Annotated in this window: 18 protein-coding genes and 1 tRNA gene; 11 read left to right on the top strand and 8 right to left on the bottom strand. The window is 60.5% G+C overall.

Going from position 1 to position 19,245, the window contains the following annotated elements; genetic code table 11:
• Window positions 1–80 precede the first annotated feature (80 nt).
• Window positions 81–1,001: a LysR family transcriptional regulator gene (locus C4Q26_RS20950; RefSeq protein ID WP_104883474.1), complete on the top strand. Its 921-nt coding sequence runs from the start codon at window positions 81–83 to the stop codon at window positions 999–1,001.
• 723 nt (window positions 1,002–1,724) lie between these two features.
• Entirely contained in the window at window positions 1,725–1,910 is a 186-nt protein-coding gene (locus C4Q26_RS20940; RefSeq protein ID WP_023381302.1) for a hypothetical protein, read from the top strand.
• Between the two features lie 90 nt (window positions 1,911–2,000).
• Here the strand turns inward: C4Q26_RS20940 and C4Q26_RS28890 are convergent, their stop codons facing one another.
• Window positions 2,001–2,648 (bottom strand): methyl-accepting chemotaxis protein, encoded by a 648-nt coding sequence (locus C4Q26_RS28890; RefSeq protein WP_371919606.1) that lies wholly within the window; start codon window positions 2,646–2,648, stop codon window positions 2,001–2,003.
• A gap of 1,492 nt (window positions 2,649–4,140) precedes the next feature.
• On the opposite strand from C4Q26_RS28890, the gene C4Q26_RS27920 reads away from it, so the two are divergent.
• Together C4Q26_RS27920 and chrA are read left to right on the top strand one after the other, a co-directional pair.
• A complete protein-coding gene (locus C4Q26_RS27920) occupies window positions 4,141–4,335 on the top strand; it encodes a hypothetical protein (protein ID WP_148299920.1) in 195 nt (64 codons plus the stop codon).
• A 106-nt stretch (window positions 4,336–4,441) separates the two neighbouring features.
• Complete coding sequence (chrA, locus tag C4Q26_RS20930; protein ID WP_371919552.1) at window positions 4,442–5,797, top strand: chromate efflux transporter; 1,356 nt, start codon at window positions 4,442–4,444, stop codon at window positions 5,795–5,797.
• Window positions 5,798–6,216: 419 nt separating this feature from the next.
• On the opposite strand, the gene C4Q26_RS20925 is transcribed toward chrA, so the two are convergent.
• Both C4Q26_RS20925 and C4Q26_RS20920 read right to left on the bottom strand, forming a co-directional pair.
• Window positions 6,217–7,671: a TrkH family potassium uptake protein gene (locus C4Q26_RS20925; RefSeq protein WP_104883471.1), complete on the bottom strand. Its 1,455-nt coding sequence runs from the start codon at window positions 7,669–7,671 to the stop codon at window positions 6,217–6,219.
• A gap of 183 nt (window positions 7,672–7,854) precedes the next feature.
• On the bottom strand, window positions 7,855–8,271 hold the full coding sequence (locus tag C4Q26_RS20920) for a RidA family protein (protein WP_023381307.1): 417 nt from the start codon (window positions 8,269–8,271) through the stop codon (window positions 7,855–7,857).
• 150 nt (window positions 8,272–8,421) lie between these two features.
• Here C4Q26_RS20920 and C4Q26_RS20915 point away from each other — a divergent pair, with 150 nt between their 5' ends.
• Window positions 8,422–8,967, top strand: coding sequence for a hypothetical protein (locus tag C4Q26_RS20915; RefSeq protein WP_023381308.1), 546 nt, complete (start codon window positions 8,422–8,424; stop codon window positions 8,965–8,967).
• A gap of 42 nt (window positions 8,968–9,009) precedes the next feature.
• Here the strand turns inward: C4Q26_RS20915 and C4Q26_RS20910 are convergent, their stop codons facing one another.
• A complete protein-coding gene (locus C4Q26_RS20910) occupies window positions 9,010–9,645 on the bottom strand; it encodes a hypothetical protein (RefSeq protein ID WP_023381309.1) in 636 nt (211 codons plus the stop codon).
• A gap of 297 nt (window positions 9,646–9,942) precedes the next feature.
• On the opposite strand from C4Q26_RS20910, the gene C4Q26_RS20905 reads away from it, so the two are divergent.
• Both C4Q26_RS20905 and C4Q26_RS20900 read left to right on the top strand, forming a co-directional pair.
• Window positions 9,943–10,482 (top strand): TetR/AcrR family transcriptional regulator, encoded by a 540-nt coding sequence (locus C4Q26_RS20905; protein ID WP_023381310.1) that lies wholly within the window; start codon window positions 9,943–9,945, stop codon window positions 10,480–10,482.
• Between the two features lie 47 nt (window positions 10,483–10,529).
• Window positions 10,530–11,513, top strand: a complete 984-nt coding sequence (locus tag C4Q26_RS20900) for an MDR family oxidoreductase (RefSeq protein ID WP_104883470.1) — start codon at window positions 10,530–10,532, stop codon at window positions 11,511–11,513.
• A gap of 286 nt (window positions 11,514–11,799) precedes the next feature.
• Here the strand turns inward: C4Q26_RS20900 and C4Q26_RS20895 are convergent.
• Window positions 11,800–11,887 (bottom strand) — tRNA-Ser (locus C4Q26_RS20895).
• A 134-nt stretch (window positions 11,888–12,021) separates the two neighbouring features.
• Here C4Q26_RS20895 and C4Q26_RS20890 point away from each other — a divergent pair.
• The 4 genes from C4Q26_RS20890 to C4Q26_RS20875 all read left to right on the top strand — a co-directional run bounded on the left by C4Q26_RS20890 (window position 12,022) and on the right by C4Q26_RS20875 (window position 16,441).
• The gene (locus tag C4Q26_RS20890) at window positions 12,022–12,693 is read left to right on the top strand and encodes a Bax inhibitor-1/YccA family protein (protein WP_023381312.1); all 672 of its coding nucleotides are present in this window, start codon (window positions 12,022–12,024) and stop codon (window positions 12,691–12,693) included.
• A 115-nt stretch (window positions 12,694–12,808) separates the two neighbouring features.
• Window positions 12,809–14,188, top strand: a complete 1,380-nt coding sequence (locus C4Q26_RS20885; protein WP_023381313.1) for a nucleobase:cation symporter-2 family protein — start codon at window positions 12,809–12,811, stop codon at window positions 14,186–14,188.
• A gap of 205 nt (window positions 14,189–14,393) precedes the next feature.
• Window positions 14,394–15,629, top strand: coding sequence for an MFS transporter (locus tag C4Q26_RS20880; protein ID WP_104883469.1), 1,236 nt, complete (start codon window positions 14,394–14,396; stop codon window positions 15,627–15,629).
• Window positions 15,630–15,661: 32 nt separating this feature from the next.
• Entirely contained in the window at window positions 15,662–16,441 is a 780-nt protein-coding gene (locus tag C4Q26_RS20875; protein WP_023381315.1) for a helix-turn-helix transcriptional regulator, read from the top strand.
• Here the strand turns inward: C4Q26_RS20875 and C4Q26_RS20870 are convergent.
• The 3 genes from C4Q26_RS20870 to C4Q26_RS20860 all read right to left on the bottom strand — a co-directional run bounded on the left by C4Q26_RS20870 (window position 16,426) and on the right by C4Q26_RS20860 (window position 19,156).
• Entirely contained in the window at window positions 16,426–17,397 is a 972-nt protein-coding gene (locus C4Q26_RS20870) for an aliphatic sulfonate ABC transporter substrate-binding protein (protein ID WP_104883468.1), read from the bottom strand. The genes C4Q26_RS20875 and C4Q26_RS20870 overlap by 16 nt on opposite strands.
• Before the next feature lie 15 nt (window positions 17,398–17,412).
• Window positions 17,413–18,378, bottom strand: a complete 966-nt coding sequence (locus tag C4Q26_RS20865; RefSeq protein ID WP_104883467.1) for an ABC transporter substrate-binding protein — start codon at window positions 18,376–18,378, stop codon at window positions 17,413–17,415.
• Window positions 18,379–18,505: 127 nt separating this feature from the next.
• A complete protein-coding gene (locus tag C4Q26_RS20860) occupies window positions 18,506–19,156 on the bottom strand; it encodes a TetR/AcrR family transcriptional regulator (RefSeq protein ID WP_104883466.1) in 651 nt (216 codons plus the stop codon).
• Between the last annotated feature and the right edge of the window lie 89 nt (window positions 19,157–19,245).

Raw genomic sequence — 19,245 nt, 5'->3', positions numbered from 1 at the left:
GGGGCACGCTGCAAGGCTAATCAAAGCGCGGCAATTGTGGTGAAATGCCATATTGCGAAAACTGCAATGAGGTCACTGCCATGGCACTGAACATGCTCAGGGAAATCCAGGCATTCGTCAGCGTTGCGCACAAGCGCAGCTTCGTCGCCGCCGCACGCGCCCTGGGCCGCTCGCCCAGCGCGGTAACGCGGGCGGTACAGACGCTGGAGGACAACGCAGGGAGCAAACTGCTGAACCGCAATGCCAATGTCGTGACCCTCACCGAGGCCGGTGAGCGACTGTTGCCCCATGCCGAGCGCTTGCTGGATGTGCAACGTGATGCCGCCGACGAGTTGGCGGCGCTTAGCGGTACCGCCCAGGGATGGATACGCCTCGCCGTGCCAAAACTACTGGCCGAACACGTGCTGCCAGACGTACTGGCGACGTTCTCGGCCAAGCACCCACAAGTCACCCTGGATGTGCAATACAGCGATGAAGCGCTAGACCCGGTGGTGGGCAAGTTCGATTTCGTGGTGCGCGGTGCGTTTCCCCAATCCAGCGAACTGATCGGTTATCCCTTATGGTCCTACCGCCGCCACCTCTACGCCAGCCCGGCGTATTTGGCGCGCGCCGGCACGCCACAGAGCCTCGAAGACCTGTCCAGCCACTCGCTCGTCCTGCACACCGCCCCGCGCATCCTCAAAGCCTGGCACTTCTGTCGCGACGGCCAGATCACCAGCCTACGGACGCATCCACGCCTGCGCCTGGACTCAGGTGATGCAGTGCTTCACAGCACCCTGGCGGGTGCCGGCATAGCCCGGCTGGCGGACTGGGTCGGGGAACCTCAGGTCAAGACCGGGCGGCTGGTGCGGGTGTGCCCGCATTATCGGCTGACTTCCAGCACCGGGCAGGACCCGCAAATGCACGCCCTGTACGCTGCAGGCGAATTACCCGCTCGGGTTCGTGACCTGCTGAAGGCCTTGCGCCATGCAGGTAAATCGGTTGCAGGGGCGCCCCGGTAAGGGCTGTTCAAAATCTGCTCAATTTAACAGAGGCCGCCGCCAGCTTGGCTTACAGCACTTTATCCACAGACCTACCCACGTTTTTTGTGGACAGATTTCCCCGTGCTGGGAAGGTGGCGATACCACCGCAAGCCAGGGTGGCCCATCTGCGCAAGGCGATGGGCCGTGGGTGAAAGCAGGTCAGCTTGGCGGAATGGTCCCCAAGATGCCTACCAGAATGGTCAGAAGCAGAAAACCACCCAGAAACAGCGCAAGCTTACCCATCGGAACCTCTACAGTGTGTTGTCGGGACGAAGAGCATTGTCGGACTTTGACTGATACGGTTACAGATTCAGGTTCGTCGAAAAAAACCAGATCAGATGGCGCGCCGCCGTTGATTTGACCGCGCCGTACACCTGCTCCCAGCCACTGCACCCGCTTCACCTCGGGACGAATTGCTACATAACATTTCGTCTTTCGCGGGCAAGGCTCCTTCTCCCCGCCAAAAGCGCCGCCCGGCCCAAACGCCCGAAAATCCAGCAGAGACCGGCGCCGGTCGGCCTTCTTGCGCACATAAATAGAAAAAGACTCGCGCCAGGTTTGTAGGATGCATTACCGGTGAGCAGTAGGAATTTTCTAGCTCTCGTCGCAAGCCTGTATGAAACCTCAGTTTCATCCGAAAGATTGAGCTGTTACGGTCCAGTTTTCCTACAACGGCACGGATGCCTTCAGCACGAGAGAAACATGGAACCGTTCAACTCATCTGCCCTGGCACTGCAAAAGAACCTACTGAATCTGCGCCGGGAGCGTGATCGCCTGCGGGCGCAGGGCGACGACCAGAAAGCAGCGGAGTTGGCGGAGCAAATAGCCAGGATCGAAGCAGTGATCGGCAATCTACCCAAGGCCATGAAGCCGCCGACCTTGCAGTGAGGGCTGGTCCATCCCTGAAAGCGAGTCGGCGGGGACGCTACTTCTCCCGCCAGCTCGACAGCCTAACTTGAACAAGCACCTGGCTGCGCTTCAAGCAGCCGCCCGCCCGTGCTTACCGGTCACCTCGAACTGCCCCACCAGCTTCTGCAGCTTGTTGGCATTGACCTTCACGGTTTCCGCACTGCTCTGCAGCACCACCACCGTCTGACGCATTTCTGCCGAGCACTGGTCGACTTTCTCGATGGTCTTGCCACACGCCAGGCTGCGTGCATTGAGCTGCTGGATAATGGTGAACATGCCTTCCACCGCCTGGTGCAACTGGACGTTCTCCGACGAGGCATCTTCAGCCAGACGCAAGCTGTCATCCACGTCCTTGACGCCCTCCTCCATCAAACTGACCGCCTTTTGAGTCTCAGACTGCAAGCCTTCGATCTGCTGGCGAATATCCTCCGCTGCTCGCGAGGTGCGCGCCGCCAGGCCACGCACTTCATCGGCCACCACGGCGAAACCGCGCCCATGCTCACCGGCACGCGCCGCCTCAATGGCTGCATTGAGCGCCAGCAGGTTGGTCTGGCTGGTGATTTCGCTGATCAACCCGGTGATGTTGCCGATCTGAGTCATGCGATTGTCGAGCAACTGCACGCTCGACGACGAGCGCTGCACCACGTCGCGAATCGACTGGGTGCCCTGCTGTACGGAGGCGAACTGCTCACGGGCGCGGCTGACCACTTCATCCATGGCCTGTTTCATCTGCTCGGCACTGGCAGAGGCTTGCTGGATTTCGCCTAATTGGTCTTTGACGATGAGCATCATCTGGTGCACGGCTTCGGCCACCTCGCCGGAAGTCAGCCCGGCTTGCTGGCTACGCCCAAGCATCATCTGGTTGGTCGAACCGACATTGCGACTGGCCTTCACCACCTGGCCCACCACCGAGTCGAGCCGGTCGATGAAACTGTTGATCCAGCGCCCCATGTCACCGGTTTCATCATTGGCCATGGCGGTAATATCCAGCCGCTGGCGCAAGTTGCCTTCACCCTCGGCGATGGCTCTCAACACCTCGGTCATGCCGCTCAACCGTGCGGCCAGACGCTTTGGCCCCAGGGTGCGGAAAAGCGCAGCGGCGCACAAAAGGCTGGCCAGCATGACCACGTCCTGCATGCCCTGCGACAGCCCGGCGTAGTGCTGGACCAACACATTGCAGCCAAACAACCCGGCCATGGTGGCGATGTAGGGTTTCATCAACCCATGGGTGAGAGAGCGTCGGCGGTAGACCTCCTCCAGGTCGGCTTCGCACATCATGCCCCAACGATCCGGTGAGCCTGGCAACTGGAAGGTGATGCCTTTGCCCACCACCGGAATATGGCGGTAATCCGAGTACCCTGGGTACGTCACGAAGAGGTTGGAGCCGCAGCGGATGGTTTCGCGCACACCGGGGTGCAGTTGCTGGGTCGCAGGGTCGGTAAAGCGCAGTTCCAGCTCGGTGTGGCGCTCGATGCGCACCGTGGACCAGGGCGTGTGCACGCCGCTCTTGAGGTTCTCGCCATGGGTGAAGGTGCCGTCCTCGAAACGCGAACGGGACAGCGCCGTACCTGGCTCTATGCTCGGGTCGAAACACGACTGCGCCATGAACAGGTAGTTGTCGCCCGACTCGGTGAAAATGTGCCCGGCTTCACGCTGGATAAGATCACCCAGCACATCGTTGGGCACACGACCGCAGAGGCAGCCAAGGGTTTTGCCGGCCACTATCAGCGGCTGGTAGAACATCAATGTCACGGCATCATGGAAGCGGGACGACGAGGGGCCGATCTGCAACGTCAGCGGATCGCTGTAGGGCCCATGCAGGAAAGCGCCCTTCAAACCCTGCGCCAGGGCGTCCGTGCGCTCCAGCTGCGAGCTACCGCGCTGCGCCCAGGTCGATGCGATGACGGAACCGTGGCGATCGACAACGAACAGTTCGGAAAAGTCTTCGGCCTGACCGAGCTTGTCGACCAACGCTGCCCGGTCGAGCTGGGCAAGATCGCCGTCCACCCGCTCGGCCAGTTCCGCCAGGTGATCCCACTGCTCGCGCGCCCAACTCTGCAACAAACGCACGCGGGTTTGGGCGATGGCTTCGAAGGTCTGCTCGATCACTGGGTAGCTCGTCCTGTTGAGCCGGCAGGCCCAACCCATGGAGAGCTTTCCGGTCTTGCCGAACCAGGGTAACCAGCGTTTTTCGCTAGCGGACAACGCCATGGAATTGCTTGCAAGCGACATTTATATCCCCATCCGCGACATGATAGTGGCGAAGCGACAGCAATTAGCGCGCCAACTCGTGAGCTTGCTAACTGATTTGCTCCAACGAACCACCGAGGGGCCATTGCAGCGACAACGCCACGGGCTGAAGGGTTTGCTGCGCACACCGGCGCGCATCGAATCGGTGCAGTGACGTTCGCGCGCACCAAGGCGGAGCGCATGGCGTGGCCTGATGAGATCATCGTCCTTCAGGTAAGATCGCGGGCGGCCGTCCAAACTCGACAAGGGGAATCCTCGACGTGACGCAATCCGATGCGCATAACGCTCAACACCCCGCCCCGCAAGTGAGCCTCTGGCAAGCCCTGGCCTTCTGGCTGAAGTTGGGCTTAATCAGTTTTGGTGGCCCAGCGGGACAGATTTCGATCATGCACCAGGAACTGGTGGAGCGCCGTCGCTGGATTTCCGAACGCCGTTTCCTGCACGCCCTGAACTACTGCATGCTGCTGCCCGGCCCGGAGGCGCAACAATTGGCCACCTACCTGGGTTGGCTGATGCACCGTAGTTGGGGCGGCGTAATTGCCGGGGTGCTGTTCGTCCTTCCCTCGCTGTTCATCCTGATTGGACTGTCCTGGGTCTATATCGCCTTCGGTGAAGTGCCCATCGTGGCCGGGGTGTTCTACGGGATAAAACCCGCCGTCACCGCCATCGTCGTCCAGGCCGCTCACCGCATTGGCTCGCGCACGTTGAAAAACAGCTGGCTTTGGGCGATCGCGGCGGCCTCGTTCGTCGCCATTTTCGCCTTCAACCTCCCCTTCCCGCTGATCGTGCTCGGTGCGGCAATCGTCGGTTACTTCGGCGGGCGACTGGCACCACAGCGATTCAGCCACGCTGGCGGCCACGGCAAAGCCAGCGCATCAGCCGGCCCCGCGCTGATCGACGACGACACCCCGCCCCCTGAGCATGCTCGGTTTCGCTGGTCACGCCTGGCCATGCTGATCGCCCTCGGCGCAGCCCTGTGGGGGCTACCCATGGCTGTGCTCAGCGCGCTGTTCGGGTGGCAAGGTTCCCTGACGCAGATGGGCTGGTTCTTCACCAAGGCTGCCCTGCTGACTTTTGGTGGGGCCTATGCGGTTTTACCCTATGTGTACCAAGGTGCGGTGAGCCACTACGGTTGGCTGACCCCAACGCAGATGATCGATGGCCTTGCCCTGGGTGAGACCACGCCAGGACCACTGATCATGGTGGTCGCCTTCGTCGGCTTCGTGGGAGGCTACGTGCAGCCGATGTTTGGCGCCGATCAGGCCTTTCTGGCCGGTGCGGTGGCGGCTTGCCTGGTGACCTGGTTCACTTTCCTGCCGTCGTTCCTGTTCATACTTGCCGGCGGCCCGCTGGTGGAATCGACCCATAACGAACTGAAATTCACGGCACCGCTGACGGCAATCACCGCGGCCGTCGTCGGCGTGATCCTCAATCTGGCGCTGTTCTTCGGCTACCACGTGCTCTGGCCGCAAGGGTTGGCAGGGGCCTTGGACTGGCCATCGGCTTTGATTGCCGTGGCCGCGGCGGTGGCCCTGTTCCGCTTCAAGCGGGGCGTGATTCAGGTGCTGATGGCCTGTGCGCTTGCCGGGTTGGCGGTGCACTTGGTGCGAGGTTGAAAGGACTGTGCAGATTCTGCGCGCCACTTGCCCTGTTGCATCCTGACAGGGCAAATGGCAATTGCGGTACTGACTGGCCTTAGCGAGGACCGCCGCCAGGCCCGCCACCCATGCCGAATCCGCCAGGGCCACCATGCCCACCGCCATGCCCACCGCCGCCGCCCGGGGGCATGAACATCCAGCAGCCCGAAAGCGTGGAAACGAGGGCGGCTACGAGAGCTGCGCGGACAACTTGATTGAACTTCATCAAAACGCTCCAAAAGGCAAAGACGCTGCCACCAGGGGTACAGGGGGCAGCCCCGCGATTCTAGAGGGCGCAAAGATGGGCCGGTAGCTGGCCACTACGACCTTTTCAATACCTTTACAGTGCCGTCACGCCAGACGTGGCGTGAGCCGCCATGCCACGCTCGGCACGCAGCTCAATATCTCCAGAAAACTGGAGCTACAAGTACCAATACAGTCAGGATTTCCAACCTGCCCAGAAGCATTCCAACGGTCAGTAACCATTTGGCGGCATCCGGTAGCGACGAGAAGTTGCCTGCCGGTCCAATGATGGTGCCCAGTCCTGGCCCGACGTTACATACCGCCGTAGCGGCACCGCTCAACGCCGTTGTCCAATCAAGGCCAATGAGCGACAAGCCCAGCGCGATGACGGCAATCGTGATGGTGAAGAAAAACGAAAAGGTCAAAAGTGAGCGCACGATCTCTTCGTCGATAGGATGGCCATTGTACTTTTTCTGAATCACGGCTCGAGGATGAATCAACTGCTTCAAGTTGCTGAGCAGCAGAGCCGCTGCAACCTGAAACCGGAAGATCTTGAGACCGCCTGCCGTTGAACCGGAGCAGCCACCGACGAACGTCAAATAAAAAAACAGCAAGACTGCGAAGCTTCCCCATAAGGTGTAGTCGCCAACCGCAACGCCGGTGGTCGTCACGACCGAGGTCACATTCACTGCCACGATACGAAATGCATCCCACCATCTGTAGTCGCTGTGAAAATACAGCCAGGTACCCACAGCCAGCGACGTAACCAACAAGAAACCAAGGAATCCGCGCACCTGGTGATCCTTGAGCAGCGCGCGCCGATTGCCCCGCAATGTCGTGACGTACAAAGTGAATGGCAGGCTGCCCAGAATCATGATGACGACCGCCACCCAATGGATCGCTGGTTGCACCCAGTGGCCAAGGGAGGCGTCCGAAGTTGAAAATCCTCCAGTGGAGATTAGCGACATCGCATGGTTGACCGCCTCAAATGGCGTCATTCCAGCGAGCCAGAGCGCCAACGCGCCGATGCTCGTCAGCCCGAGATAGAGCAACAGAATATATTTGGCGGCCACATGGGAGCGTGGCGTCACTTTCTCCGACCAGTCCGAGGACTCTGTCTGGAACAGACGCATGCCACCCACTCGCAACATGGGAAGGACCGCCACCGCCATGCCGATGAATCCGATGCCACCCAACCAATGCAGCATGGAGCGCCAGATCAGCAAGCCGGGCGACGAACTATCCAGGCCCGTGAGGACCGTCGAACCAGTGGTCGTGATGCCGGACATCGTCTCAAAGAATGCGTCGGTGTAGCTAATATCGCTGATGAACACCATTGGTAGCGCTGCGAAAGTACATACCACTACCCAGCTTCCGGTAGTCAGCAGGTACATGTCCCTGGGGCGAAGATGAGCAGTGTCTGGGCGCCCCCGTATGATCAAAAGAAGACCACAAATGAGGGTAACCAAACTCGACCTGAGGAAAGCCGAGAGATCGTCGCTACGCTCATAGACCACCAGTGTGATCATCGGAATGGCCATGCTTACGGCCAGTGTGACCAGAAAAATACCCAAGATGAAGCCGATAAGCCGAATTGCTGCCAGGGACATCACAGGAGAGCTCCGAATTAGCACTGCGCAGTATCGGATGCGCCCATTCAAATTCGAGTAAATTCTGCGTAAAACTTTTATGGGCAATTCGTCAGGCGGCGTAACGGGTTAAGATCATACGGGCCAAGCGACTCGCCGCTCATAAAGCGAACAGTCATCGCCTTCGCTGACTGGATGGGCCCTTTAGCTACACGCAGCCACCGCATCGATCTCCACAAGCATTCCATCCAATGCCAGCCGAGGCACCGGAATCAGAGTGCAGACCGGATGCCCTTCCCGCCAGACCCGGTTCGCTTCCGTCACCCAATCGTGTAGGCGATGCTCATCATGATCGACAATCAACAAGGTCAACTTGAACACCTGTTTCAAGCTCGATCCTTGTGATCGAAGCGCAGTGTCCAGGTTAGCCAGCGCCTGCCTGGCCTGGTCGGAAAACGCCGCAGGCAGACGCCCTTCGACGTCCTCACCACCTTGCCCGGCGATGAACAACAGCCTGGCGCCAGGGGCCACTGATGCGACGTGGGAATAGCCATTGTTGCTCGGATCATACAGGCCAGGCGGATTGGACAGCTCGAACGCGGGGCGCGATTTTACGGACATGAGACGACTCCAGGTGAGAGAGAACGGGAGTCTGCAACCTCAAGTGAACTCGAGGTCAAGGGTGCTCTGGCGATTTATAAGCCGGCCACTTGATGGCATATGGCCACCTGTCGATAATCCTGCTTTCCACATCTCACGCAAGGACCCGCCGTGAAGAAGTTTTACCTGACCCTCCCGCTGTGCGCTGTGTTTTTGCAGGGCTGCGGTGTGACCATGGCCCGTTATGAGCCAAATTATCAAAACGTCCAACAGCTCAAGCAAAATGCCCCACTGCAGCCTGTGCAACAGGCCCAGGTGAAAGCCGACGCCGGACAAGGGTCGTTGATGGTACGCCTGAACCCGATATCCTCCCCCGAAGGGAGCGTCCCCCTGCATGTCCAAGCCGCGATCAATGACGAACTCCGCCATGCCGGACTGCTTGATCCTCGCGCGGATCGGCAACTGCAGATTCAATTGATCAAGAGTCAACTCAACTCCGGTGTAGCCAACGGCCATGGTGAGCTCGCTGCTCGATTCACCGTGCGCAAAGGTAATGACGTACTGTACGAAACCACCAAACAGGTGGAGCATGACTGGAATAGCAGCTTCTTCGGACCGATCGCCATCCCCGCCGCGGCGAACAATTACAATCCTATGCTCAAAGACTTGCTCAAGCACCTGTATAGCGACCCGCAGTTCATCCAGGCATTGAAGTGATCAACGAAAGAGAGCCGCCATCGCGGCTCTTTTTCCATGGGCTCAGCTGCGCGGGGTATATGCCTGGACAGCGGAGTATTTAGTGCGGTTGCTGTCGAGCCAATTCTTCAGCAGTCCATTGACCTGCCGGTTGAAGGTGTCGGTGACCGCGGCTTTCGGCGTGTTACCCACCAGCGGAAGGAACCAGATTCCCATCCAGGTATTGACCGCATCATGGTTGGTACTCTTGCCCAGAGACTGGCCTCGGTCATCCAGGGTTTCCAGGCTCATGGTGTACTGATCCGTTGCCAGTGCCGGGATGAGGGTGAACGTGAAACCACTGATGAAAGCGAGCACCATCTGCCCACCGCCGGGCGCGTGGTTATAGACCTTCAATCGAAGGTTGTAGTCGCCAGGCTGCTTCTCGAATTCATCGAAGGTCACCCGGCCAAAGAGGCCTGACTCGTTGAAAACACGCTTGAGCTCGGGTTTGAGCATATCGCGAGCTTGTGGCACCTCATTGGCGTTGGCGGTGTCCGGGTCTCCCTGGAAAAAGTCGAAGTCCACGTAGACGTTCGGCTTGTTCGAGTAGCTCGCCATCGAAGGCAAATCCACCGGAGCCACTTCGTCCTTGGTGAAGCTGGCGCATCCCCCCAGGGCTACTGCCAAGGCGAGGCCAAGGGATTTCACAAATCGCATATCAACTTCCTTGCGTGATCATTACGTGTGCTTCACATGAAGGCGATGCGGATTCTAGAGAAATCCGGGCGATTTCAAAAGGCCATCACTTATTTGCTCTCCTCCATGCTCCAGCACAAGCGGCTGAACATCCCAACGTGATGGTCCCGGGGATCGGGTTGCTCGGTGGTTGACATTAGAGACAATCAGTCTAAATTAAAACGCATGAACAGCGCCCAACCTATCCCTCGAAGGGGCCGCCCCCCCAAAGTCGCACGTGAGCATGGCGAAACGCTGGAGCTTCTGCTGCGTTGTGGCATGGAAATCCTCACCGAACAGGGTTTTGCGGCTACCGGCATCGACACCGTGCTCAAACGCGTGCAGGTGCCCAAAGGCTCGTTCTATCACTACTTCGACAGCAAAGAAGCATTCGGCCAGGCGGTGCTGCAGCGCTATGCCGACTACTTCGCTCGAAAACTCGATCGCTGTTTCAGCGACCTGAGCGTGTCACCGCTGCGAAGACTTTCCAACTTCGTCGAAGAAGCGAAGGTCGGGATGGCCAAGTACCAGTTCAGAAGGGGCTGCCTGGTAGGCAACCTTGGCCAGGAGGTATTGGTGCTGCCCGACAGCTTCCGTGAACAACTGGAACGGACCCTGCAGGACTGGGAGCAACGCTTGTCTGCCTGCCTGGAGGAAGCGGTCAAGCTGGGCGAAGTGTCTTGCGAGCATGACTGCAAAGCCCTCGCGGCCTATTTCTGGGTTGGCTGGGAGGGTGCCGTGCTTCGGGCACGACTGACGCAGCATGTCCGCCCCCTGGAGATTTTTTTCCAAGGTTTTCTGACGGGAATCACTCGGTGATTTCGATCGAACCATTTAAAGACAACCGGTCTAAACGAGGATAAGCAATGTTCAAAGCCATTGTCATCGAGAAGCGGGAAGACACGTATTCGGCCCGACTCGCCGAGCTGCAGGATGATCAGCTACCCACCGGGAACGTGACGGTGAACGTGGCCTACAGCACCTTGAACTACAAGGACGCACTCGCAATCACCGGCAAGGGGCCAGTCGTTCGGCAGTTTCCGATGGTGCCGGGCATCGACCTCGCGGGCACTGTCGAAGCGAGTGACGATCCGCGGTACCAGCCGGGCGATCGCGTATTGCTCAATGGTTGGGGGGTGGGTGAAAGCCATTGGGGCGGACTTGCACAAAAGGCGAGAATGAACGGTGACTGGCTGATTCCTCTCCCTGATCGCCTGAACGAACGCCAAGCGATGGCCGTCGGTACCGCTGGATACACCGCCATGCTGTGCCTGATGGCCCTTGAGCGCCATGGGTTGACACCCGCACATGGGCCGGTGCTGGTCACAGGCGCCACAGGCGGCGTCGGTAGCTTCGCCATCAGCCTTCTGGCGGGTGCCGGGTATAACGTCACTGCCGCAACCGGCAAAGCTAGCGAGGACGCCTATCTGAAAAGCCTGGGGGCAACCACCATCATTGACCGGACCGAGCTTTCAGCTCCGGGGCGTCCATTGGCAAAAGAAAAATGGGCAGCCGTGATCGATTCGGTCGGCAGCCATACGCTGGCCAATGCGTGCGCAAGCACGATGTCTGAAGGATTGGTGGCTGCATGCGGATTGGCTCAGGGGATGGATTTCCCGGCAACCGTCGCACCGTTCATTCTCCGAGGGGTAAGCCTGCTTGGTATCAACAGCGTCACTCAGCCATTTGAGCGACGCGTGGAGGCTTGGGAAAAGCTCTCCGATCAGTTGAACCTCGACGCACTGTCATTGATGATCAAAGAAATCAGCCTGGAGAGCGCGATTGCCGCCGCCTCGGACCTGATGGACGGGAAGATTCGTGGCCGGTTGGTTGTGGACGTGAACGCCTAGGAGGGTCGCCTGATGCTTGGGCGAACGCCGCAACAATCGACCAAGGGCAACGAGTGAGACTGAGGCCTTGGCGAACGCTAGCAAGCTACACGGCCACACAGAGAAGCGGATCACGCCGGCTGTTTACTGGCGCGCCTGAGAGATCGTGATAACCACCCGATGAAATCCTTTTCACTGCAGTGGTGCGGTACACCATCGAAACGCTGCGGGGAAATTGGCCGTTCCAGCGTCAGGTTTTCCGCCCTCCATAAACGCAAAAAGCCCTGAATAATCAGGGCTTTGAATATGGCGGAAGCGTAGAGATTCGAACTCTAGGATAGTTGCCCATCGACGGTTTTCAAGACCGTTGCCTTAAACCACTCGGCCACGCTTCCAGCTCGTTTTGCGGCGGCCATAATACCGTAATGAAACACGCTGTCAAACTCTCTGTGTCGCGGGTTGCAGGAGCTCTGTTAGACTCGTTGCATCTGAATGTCTCATCACCACAGGTTCACCAAGGAGTGTCGCCATGCGCGAACAGGATTACGCCGTACACCACGGCCAGCAGGTCGAGCAGCAGGAGATCAGCAAGGTCCTGCGCAACACGTACAGCCTGCTGGCACTCACCCTCGCCTTCAGTGGCATCATGGCCTTCGTTGCCCAGCAGATGCGTGTCGGCTACCCGAACGTGTTCGTCGTGCTGATCGGCTTCTACGGCCTGTTCTTCCTCACCGCCAAGCTGCGTGACTCCGTCTGGGGCCTGGTTTCCACGTTCGCCCTCACCGGCTTCATGGGCTTCATCCTCGGCCCTATCCTCAACCGCTACCTGGGCATGAGCGGCGGCGCCGAAGTGGTCAGCTCGGCCTTCGCGATGACCGCACTGGTATTCGGCGGCCTGTCGGCCTACGTGCTGATCACCCGCAAGGACATGAGCTTCCTCAGCGGCTTCATCACCGCTGGTTTCTTCGTCCTGCTGGGTGCCGTTGTGGCCAGCTTCTTCTTCCAGATCAGCGGCCTGCAACTGGCGATCAGCGCCGGCTTCGTCCTGTTCTCGTCGGTCTGCATCCTGTTCCAGACCAGCGCCATCATCCATGGCGGCGAGCGCAACTACATCATGGCGACCATCAGCCTGTACGTGTCGATCTACAACCTGTTCGTCAGCCTGCTTCAGCTGTTCGGCATCATGGGCCGCGACGACTGATCAGTCACGCCCGCACTTGAAAAGCCCGCTTCGGCGGGCTTTTTCATGCCTGTTCGCCCCAGACGGGCGATCACTGTAGAATGCGCTCCTTTTTTCTTCCGGGACAGCTTTAGCAATGAGCTCACACGAACACAGCCCAGGCGCACCGGCGCCTGCCAATGAACTGGTGCTTGGTCTTGAGGACAAGCCACGGCTGTTGATCGGCCTGCTGGCAGCACTGCAGCACTTGCTGGCGATCATCGTTCCCATCGTCACCCCCGGCCTGCTGATCTGTCAGGCCCTGGGCGTCTCACCACGGGACACAAACTTGATCGTGTCCATGTCGCTGGTGATTTCCGGCATCGCCACCTTCGTCCAGTGCAAGCGCTTCGGGCCGTTCGGCGCGGGCTTGCTGATCGTGCAGGGCACCAGCTTCAACTTCGTCGGCCCGCTGATTGCCGGGGGTGCACTGATGGTCAAGCAAGGCACGCCGGTCGAAAGCGTGATGGCGGCAATCTTCGGCGTGGTGATCGCGGGCTCATTCGTCGAGATGGGCGTGTCGCGTATCCTGCCGTTCATCAAGCGCCTGATCACCCCGCTGGTGACCGGTATCGTGGTGCTGATGATCGGCCTCACCTTGATCAAGGTCGGCCTGATCAGCATGGGGGGTGGCTTCACCGCCATGGCCAACGGCACCTTTGCCAACGGCGAGAACCTGCTGCTGTCGGGCGTGGTGCTGGCGATCATTGTGATCCTCAACCGTATTCCACTGGTGTGGATGCGCAGCTGCGCCATCGTTATCGCCTTGGCCGTGGGCTATGCATTGGCCGGCTACCTTGGTCGCCTGGACTTCACCGGCATGCATGAAGCCGCGCTGTTCCAGGTGCCGACGCCACTGCACTTCGGCCTGAGCTTCTCCTGGGCGCTGTTCATCCCGATGCTGGTGATCTACCTGGTGACTTCACTGGAAGCCATCGGTGACGTCACCGCCACCAGCAAGGTCTCACGCCAGCCGGTCGAGGGCCCGCTGTGGATGCAACGGATCAAGGGCGGGGTGCTGGTCAACGGTGCCAACTCGCTGCTGGCGGGGCTGTTCAACACCTTCCCGAGCTCGATCTTCGCCCAGAACAACGGCGTGATTCAGCTGACCGGCATCGCCAGCCGCCACATCGGCATCTGGATCGCCCTGATGCTGGTCGTGCTGGGGTTGTTCCCAAGTGTCGCCGGGGTGATTCAAGCGGTACCGGAGCCAGTACTGGGCGGCGCCGCGATGGTCATGTTCGGTGCCGTGGCAGCCTCGGGTATCAATATCCTGGCCAGCACCCGACTGGATCGTCGCGCCCTGCTGATCATTGCCGTGTCGCTGGCGCTGGGCCTGGGCGTCGCCCAGGTGCCGGAATTCCTCGCGCACATGCCGGCAGCCTTGCGCAACGTGCTGGAGTCGGGCGTGGCCACTGGCGGCATCTGCGCACTGGTGCTGAACTGGTTCCTGCCCGAGAGCAAGGAACACGCCTGATCGCAACAAACACCGGCAGGCGCGTCGCGGCGACGATGCACCTGCTGGCGGGCGAGCTCGCTGCAAGCATGCCCGAATCGCGACAGTGAGTGTCTGTACGACGTGAGACAGGCAAAGGCCGCCCTGGATACCCTCCTTTGGCACTGCCTTGTTGCGGTCTGCCCCCAGGCCGCAGTGTCCTCACTCGACAAAAGAAACTTCGCCCATGACGACTTCTGCCGCCACCTTGGCCCGCCCCACGGCCCACGTCGATCAACCTCAGGGTTTCCTGGTTCGTATCGTCGGCGCCGCCGCCTTCGCCCACTTGCTCAACGACCTTATCCAGGCCGTCCTGCCCTCGATCTACCCGATGCTCAAACAAGACTTTTCCCTGAGCTTCGCCCAGATCGGCTGGATCGCGCTGGTGTTCCAGGTCACCGCCTCGCTGCTGCAACCCTGGGTTGGCCTGTACACCGACAAGCACCCGCAACCTTACCTGTTGCCAGGCGGCATGTTGATTACTCTGATCGGCATCGCCGTGTTGGCAACGGCAGGCAGCTATGAAATGTTGCTGGTGGCATCTGCCGTGGTCGGCGTAGGCTCCGCCACTTTCCACCCCGAGGCCTCGCGAGTGGCGAGGATGGCCTCTGGCGGGCGCTTCGGCACGGCACAGTCCACCTTCCAGGTGGGCGGCAACACCGGTTCGGCCATCGGCCCGTTGCTCACCGCGCTGATCGTGATCCCTAACGGCCAATCGGCCATTGCCTGGTTCATGGTGGCTGCTGCACTTGCTGTATGGGTGCTGTGGCGGGTCACCGGCTGGACGATTCGCCACGGCCAGCATCGGCTCAAGAGCATTGCCGGGCAACAGGCACCCGCACTCTCCAACGGTGCGATTTGTCGCGCAGTGGGGGTGATCGCGCTGTTGATGTTCGCCAAGTTCGTCTATATCGCTTCGTTCACCAACTACTTCACCTTCTATCTCATCCAACATTTCGGTTTGAGCGTGCAGCAAAGCCAGCTGTACCTGTTCGCTTTCCTCGCGGCCGTGGCATTAGGCACCTTCGCAGGGGGGCCGGTGGGCGATCGCATTGGCCGCAAGGCGGTGATCTGGGTTTCCTTCCTTGGTGTGGCGCCGTTCGCCATGGCCCTGCCCTACGCCAACCTGGCCTGGACCGCAGTCCTGGCTGTGGCCATCGGGCTGGTGATGTCTTCGGCGTTCGCCGCCCTGGTGGTTTACGCCCAGGAAGCGGTACCGGGCCGAGTCGGCATGGTGTCCGGGGTGATGTTCGGCCTGATGTTCGGCATCAGCGGCATCGGTGCGGCTGGCTTGGGCGAATTGGCTGACCGACATGGCATCGAGTGGGTGTATCAGGTGATCTCGTTCCTGCCCCTGTTGGGCCTGGCAACGGCCCTGCTGCCGGCGACCCGCGCCAAAGCCCACCCGGCCACCTGCTGCTAAGATGGCCACGCGGAACACCTAGGAGGCGCACGATGGCACTGATCAAGCCGATGGAGCAAATGCTGGTGGAGGTCGACGAATGGACCTGGGAGGTGGGCAGCCGTGCCACGGACTACCCACCGGACTGGTTCATCGCCCCCCACTCCCATGCCAAGCATCAGCTGATCTATGCCATCAAGGGCCTGATGATCGTGCAGTCGCGGTCCGAGCGCTGGACCGTGCCGCCGAGTCGCGGCGTATGGATGCCCTGTGGCCAGGAACACGCGATCCGCTGCGTGGGCGATGTGAAGATGCGCAGCGTGTTCGTGCGCCCGGACGCAGCAGCGAACCTGCCATCACAGAGCAAGGCCATCAGTATCTCGCCGCTGCTGAGCGAACTGATCAAGGCCTCGGTGGACTTCACCGGCCCCTACGCCGAGGACTCACGCGAATCACGGATCGTGCACCTGATCCTCGACGAGATCAGCGTGCTGCCAACCCTGCCGTTGAAGCTGCAGCAGCCCGGCGACAAGCGTCTTCAGGTCATCTGCTCGGCACTGCACGAGCGCCCCGAGGACAACTCGACGGTGGCAGACTGGGGTCTTCACCTTGGGGTGGATGAAAAAACCATCCAGCGTCTGTTCCGCAAGGAAACCGGCATGACCTTCGGCCAATGGCGCCAACAAGCGCGGCTGATGCAAGCCCTGGAGCGGATCGCTCTCGGTGAGCGGATCATCGACGTCGCGGGGACGCTCGGCTATGACAGCCCAAGCGCCTTCGCCAGCATGTTCAAGCGCCAGTTCGGCACGACGCCGAGTCAATTCTTCAGATGAGCGGCCCCTGGCTCGAACACGGTTACCGCTCGCGCATCCACGGCCTTCGGCAGCAGGCCTTCGCGGTAGAATGCATCGGCTATTCGCTGTTGCTCGGCCAGGTTGTCCAGTTTCACCGGCTGCACGTCATAGCTGCGCCGAGCATTGGCCTGCTGCACCGTGACGCTGTCCAGATTACCCCACAGTGGCCCCAGCACCCGGGCTGCGGCGGCCGGGTTGGCCTTGGTCCAACCGCCAATTTCACGCAGCGCCTGGTATACCTGTTCCAGCACCTGCGGGTGCGCCTTGGCGTATTCACTGCCAGCCAGGTAGTAACGCTGGTAACTAGCCAGTTCGGTGCCATCGGCGAGAATTCGCGCGTGCTGCTGACGCTGGGCACTGGCCACGTAGGGATCCCAGGTTACCCAAGCGTCGACCTTGCCGTTTTCGAAAGCTGCGCGTCCGTCGGCGGGAATCAGGTAGGCCGGGCTGATGTCCTTGAAGCTCAGTCCCGCCTTGGCCAGCGCCTGGATCAGCAGGTAGTGGCTGCCAGCGGCCTTGGTCACCGCCACGCGCTTGCCCTTGAGGTCGGCAAGGGTCTTGAGCGGCGAGTTGGCCGGCACCAGGATGGCCTGGGCCGCCGGCGACGGCGCCTCCCGGGCAAAGTACGTCAGTTGCGCACCAGCGGCCTGGGTGAACACGGGAACGGTGTCGGCCACATCTGCAGAAAGGTCGACGTTACCCAGGTTCAACGCTTCGAGCAGCGGCAAGCCGCTGGGGAACTCGTGCCAGCTGACTCGTATACCCTCAGCCTGCAGGCGTTGTTCGAGGGTGCCGCGTGCCTTGAGCAGGGTCAGCAGGGTCGAGGACTTCTGGTAACCGATACGCAGGGTCTGCTCGGCGCTGGCCAGGGACGGTAGCACGCCGCCGATCAACAGGCCCAGCGCAAGATGGCGCAGGCGTTTGGGATATGCCATGAAGATTCTCCGGAATCAGTGTTGGGCAGTCAGAGGGTCGGTGGCGGGTACGCTGAAACCCGAAGCGAAGGTCGGCGCTACCTCCAGGCGCTCGCTCATCAGGCCATGGGCTTGGTAGAAGTCCGCGGTTTCCTGTTGCTCAGCGATGGTCTCGCCGTCGATCGCCTGCCAGCGAAGTTGGCGACGTTCGAACTGCAGTCGCGCCGCTTCCACGGGGAAGCCGATGATGGCGGAAAGCGTCCTGGAATAGGTGTCCAGATGCTGGTTGGCCCAGACCTGGGCACCAGCCAGACGGGCAAGATAGTCCTGCAACGCCGTGCGGCGTGCAGGGTCTTCGAGAGCCTTGTCGGTGGCCGCGAGGAAACTGTTGCCGGTGGACAGCCCTCTGCCGTTGACCAGCACCCTGCCTTGCCCGTTAAGTTCGGACAGGGCCGTATAGGGCTCCCACGTCGACCAGGCGTCCACCGAACCATTGGCAAGGGCAATCTTGGCATCGACCGGTCCCAGGAAACGGAACTCCACGTCCTTCTCCGTCAGCCCGACCTGGTCCAGCGCCTTGAGTGCCAGGTGATGGCCGATGGAGCCACGGCCGGTGGCGATGCGCTTGCCCTTGAGGTCCTCCGCGCTGTGCAGCGGCGCGTCAGGGCGCACCAGCAGCGCCGTGCCGTAAGGGTCGGACTTGTCCACGGCGATCGCTTTGACTGGCGCACCTGATGCCAGCACGAACAACAACGGCGCATCGCCGATGATGCCGGCATCGATAGCGCCAGCATTCAGTGCTTCAGCGAGCGGCGCAGCTGCGGGAAACTCGGCCCACTGAATGTCGTAAGGCACATCGCGCAAGGCGTCTGCCGCTTCCAACTGGGCACGCATGTTGCCTTTCTGGTCGCCGACACGCAGGGTCAGGCGCTCGGCGGCGATGGCCTGGGTGGCCAGCAATGAGGCTACAAGCAACAACGATAGACGGCGACGGCTGGACATCCTGTGCTCCTTCAAAGCATTCCTGGAAAGGCCAGGTGGCATGCCACCTGATGCCGGGACACTTTATCGAGCACCTATAAATTAATGAAATTGATTTTAGTGCTAACCTAATATGCAAAAAGCAGGACTATATCACCGCATCGAGTCCTGCCAGGGCGAACCGCACCAAGTGTTCTGCCAACGCCTCTTCCGACTGTTCGAACAATCCCGATAGCGGTGTCGTGATGTCGCGGCTGATCACCTGCAACATCATCACCGGTGCGATGACGCTGAACAGACAGCGCAGCAATGCCGGGTCGTCCACGGGCTTACCCGTGAGCTCACCCAGCAGGCTCAATACCAGTCGCGACTTGGGCATCGCCTCTTCTGCGATCAACTCGCTCACATACGGCGACGGGGTCAGCAACTCGCGGCTCCACAACCGCGCTTGCCACCGTTTGCCGTTGATGACGTTGAGGGTCAGTGCCCTGATCAGGTCGACCAAGCGTTCACGGGCTGGGCGGTCGCTGCAGGCCAGTTGCTGCAACTGCTCCAAGCTGATCAGGTGTTGGTGCATCTCCTTGAGTACTGCGCGGTAGAGGCCCTCGCGACTGCCGAAGTGGTAGTTCACCGCGGCCAGGTTGCACTGCGCCAGGGCGCAAATGGCCTTGCTGGTCGCCTCGGCATAGCCACGTTCGGCAATCAGCTGGCCGGCGGCATCGAGGATGCGCTGCCGGGTGATGTCGCCATCCGGGCGGCGCCCACGCGGCTTACTGGAAGGGGCTGGTTCGCGGCTCATGCCAGGCACTCGTGGTGTTGTCTCAAATCAAATTCTAATTTGAATTCTGTGACTATGCTTGCTCCATGTCAGTGATCGATCACAGGTCG

This window comes from Pseudomonas sp. SWI44 (assembly GCF_002947915.1).
In the GTDB taxonomy this organism is placed as follows: domain Bacteria; phylum Pseudomonadota; class Gammaproteobacteria; order Pseudomonadales; family Pseudomonadaceae; genus Aquipseudomonas; species Aquipseudomonas taiwanensis.
The sequence above is the reverse complement of the archived record's forward strand: the minus strand, read 5'-3'. Positions and strand labels throughout refer to the sequence as shown.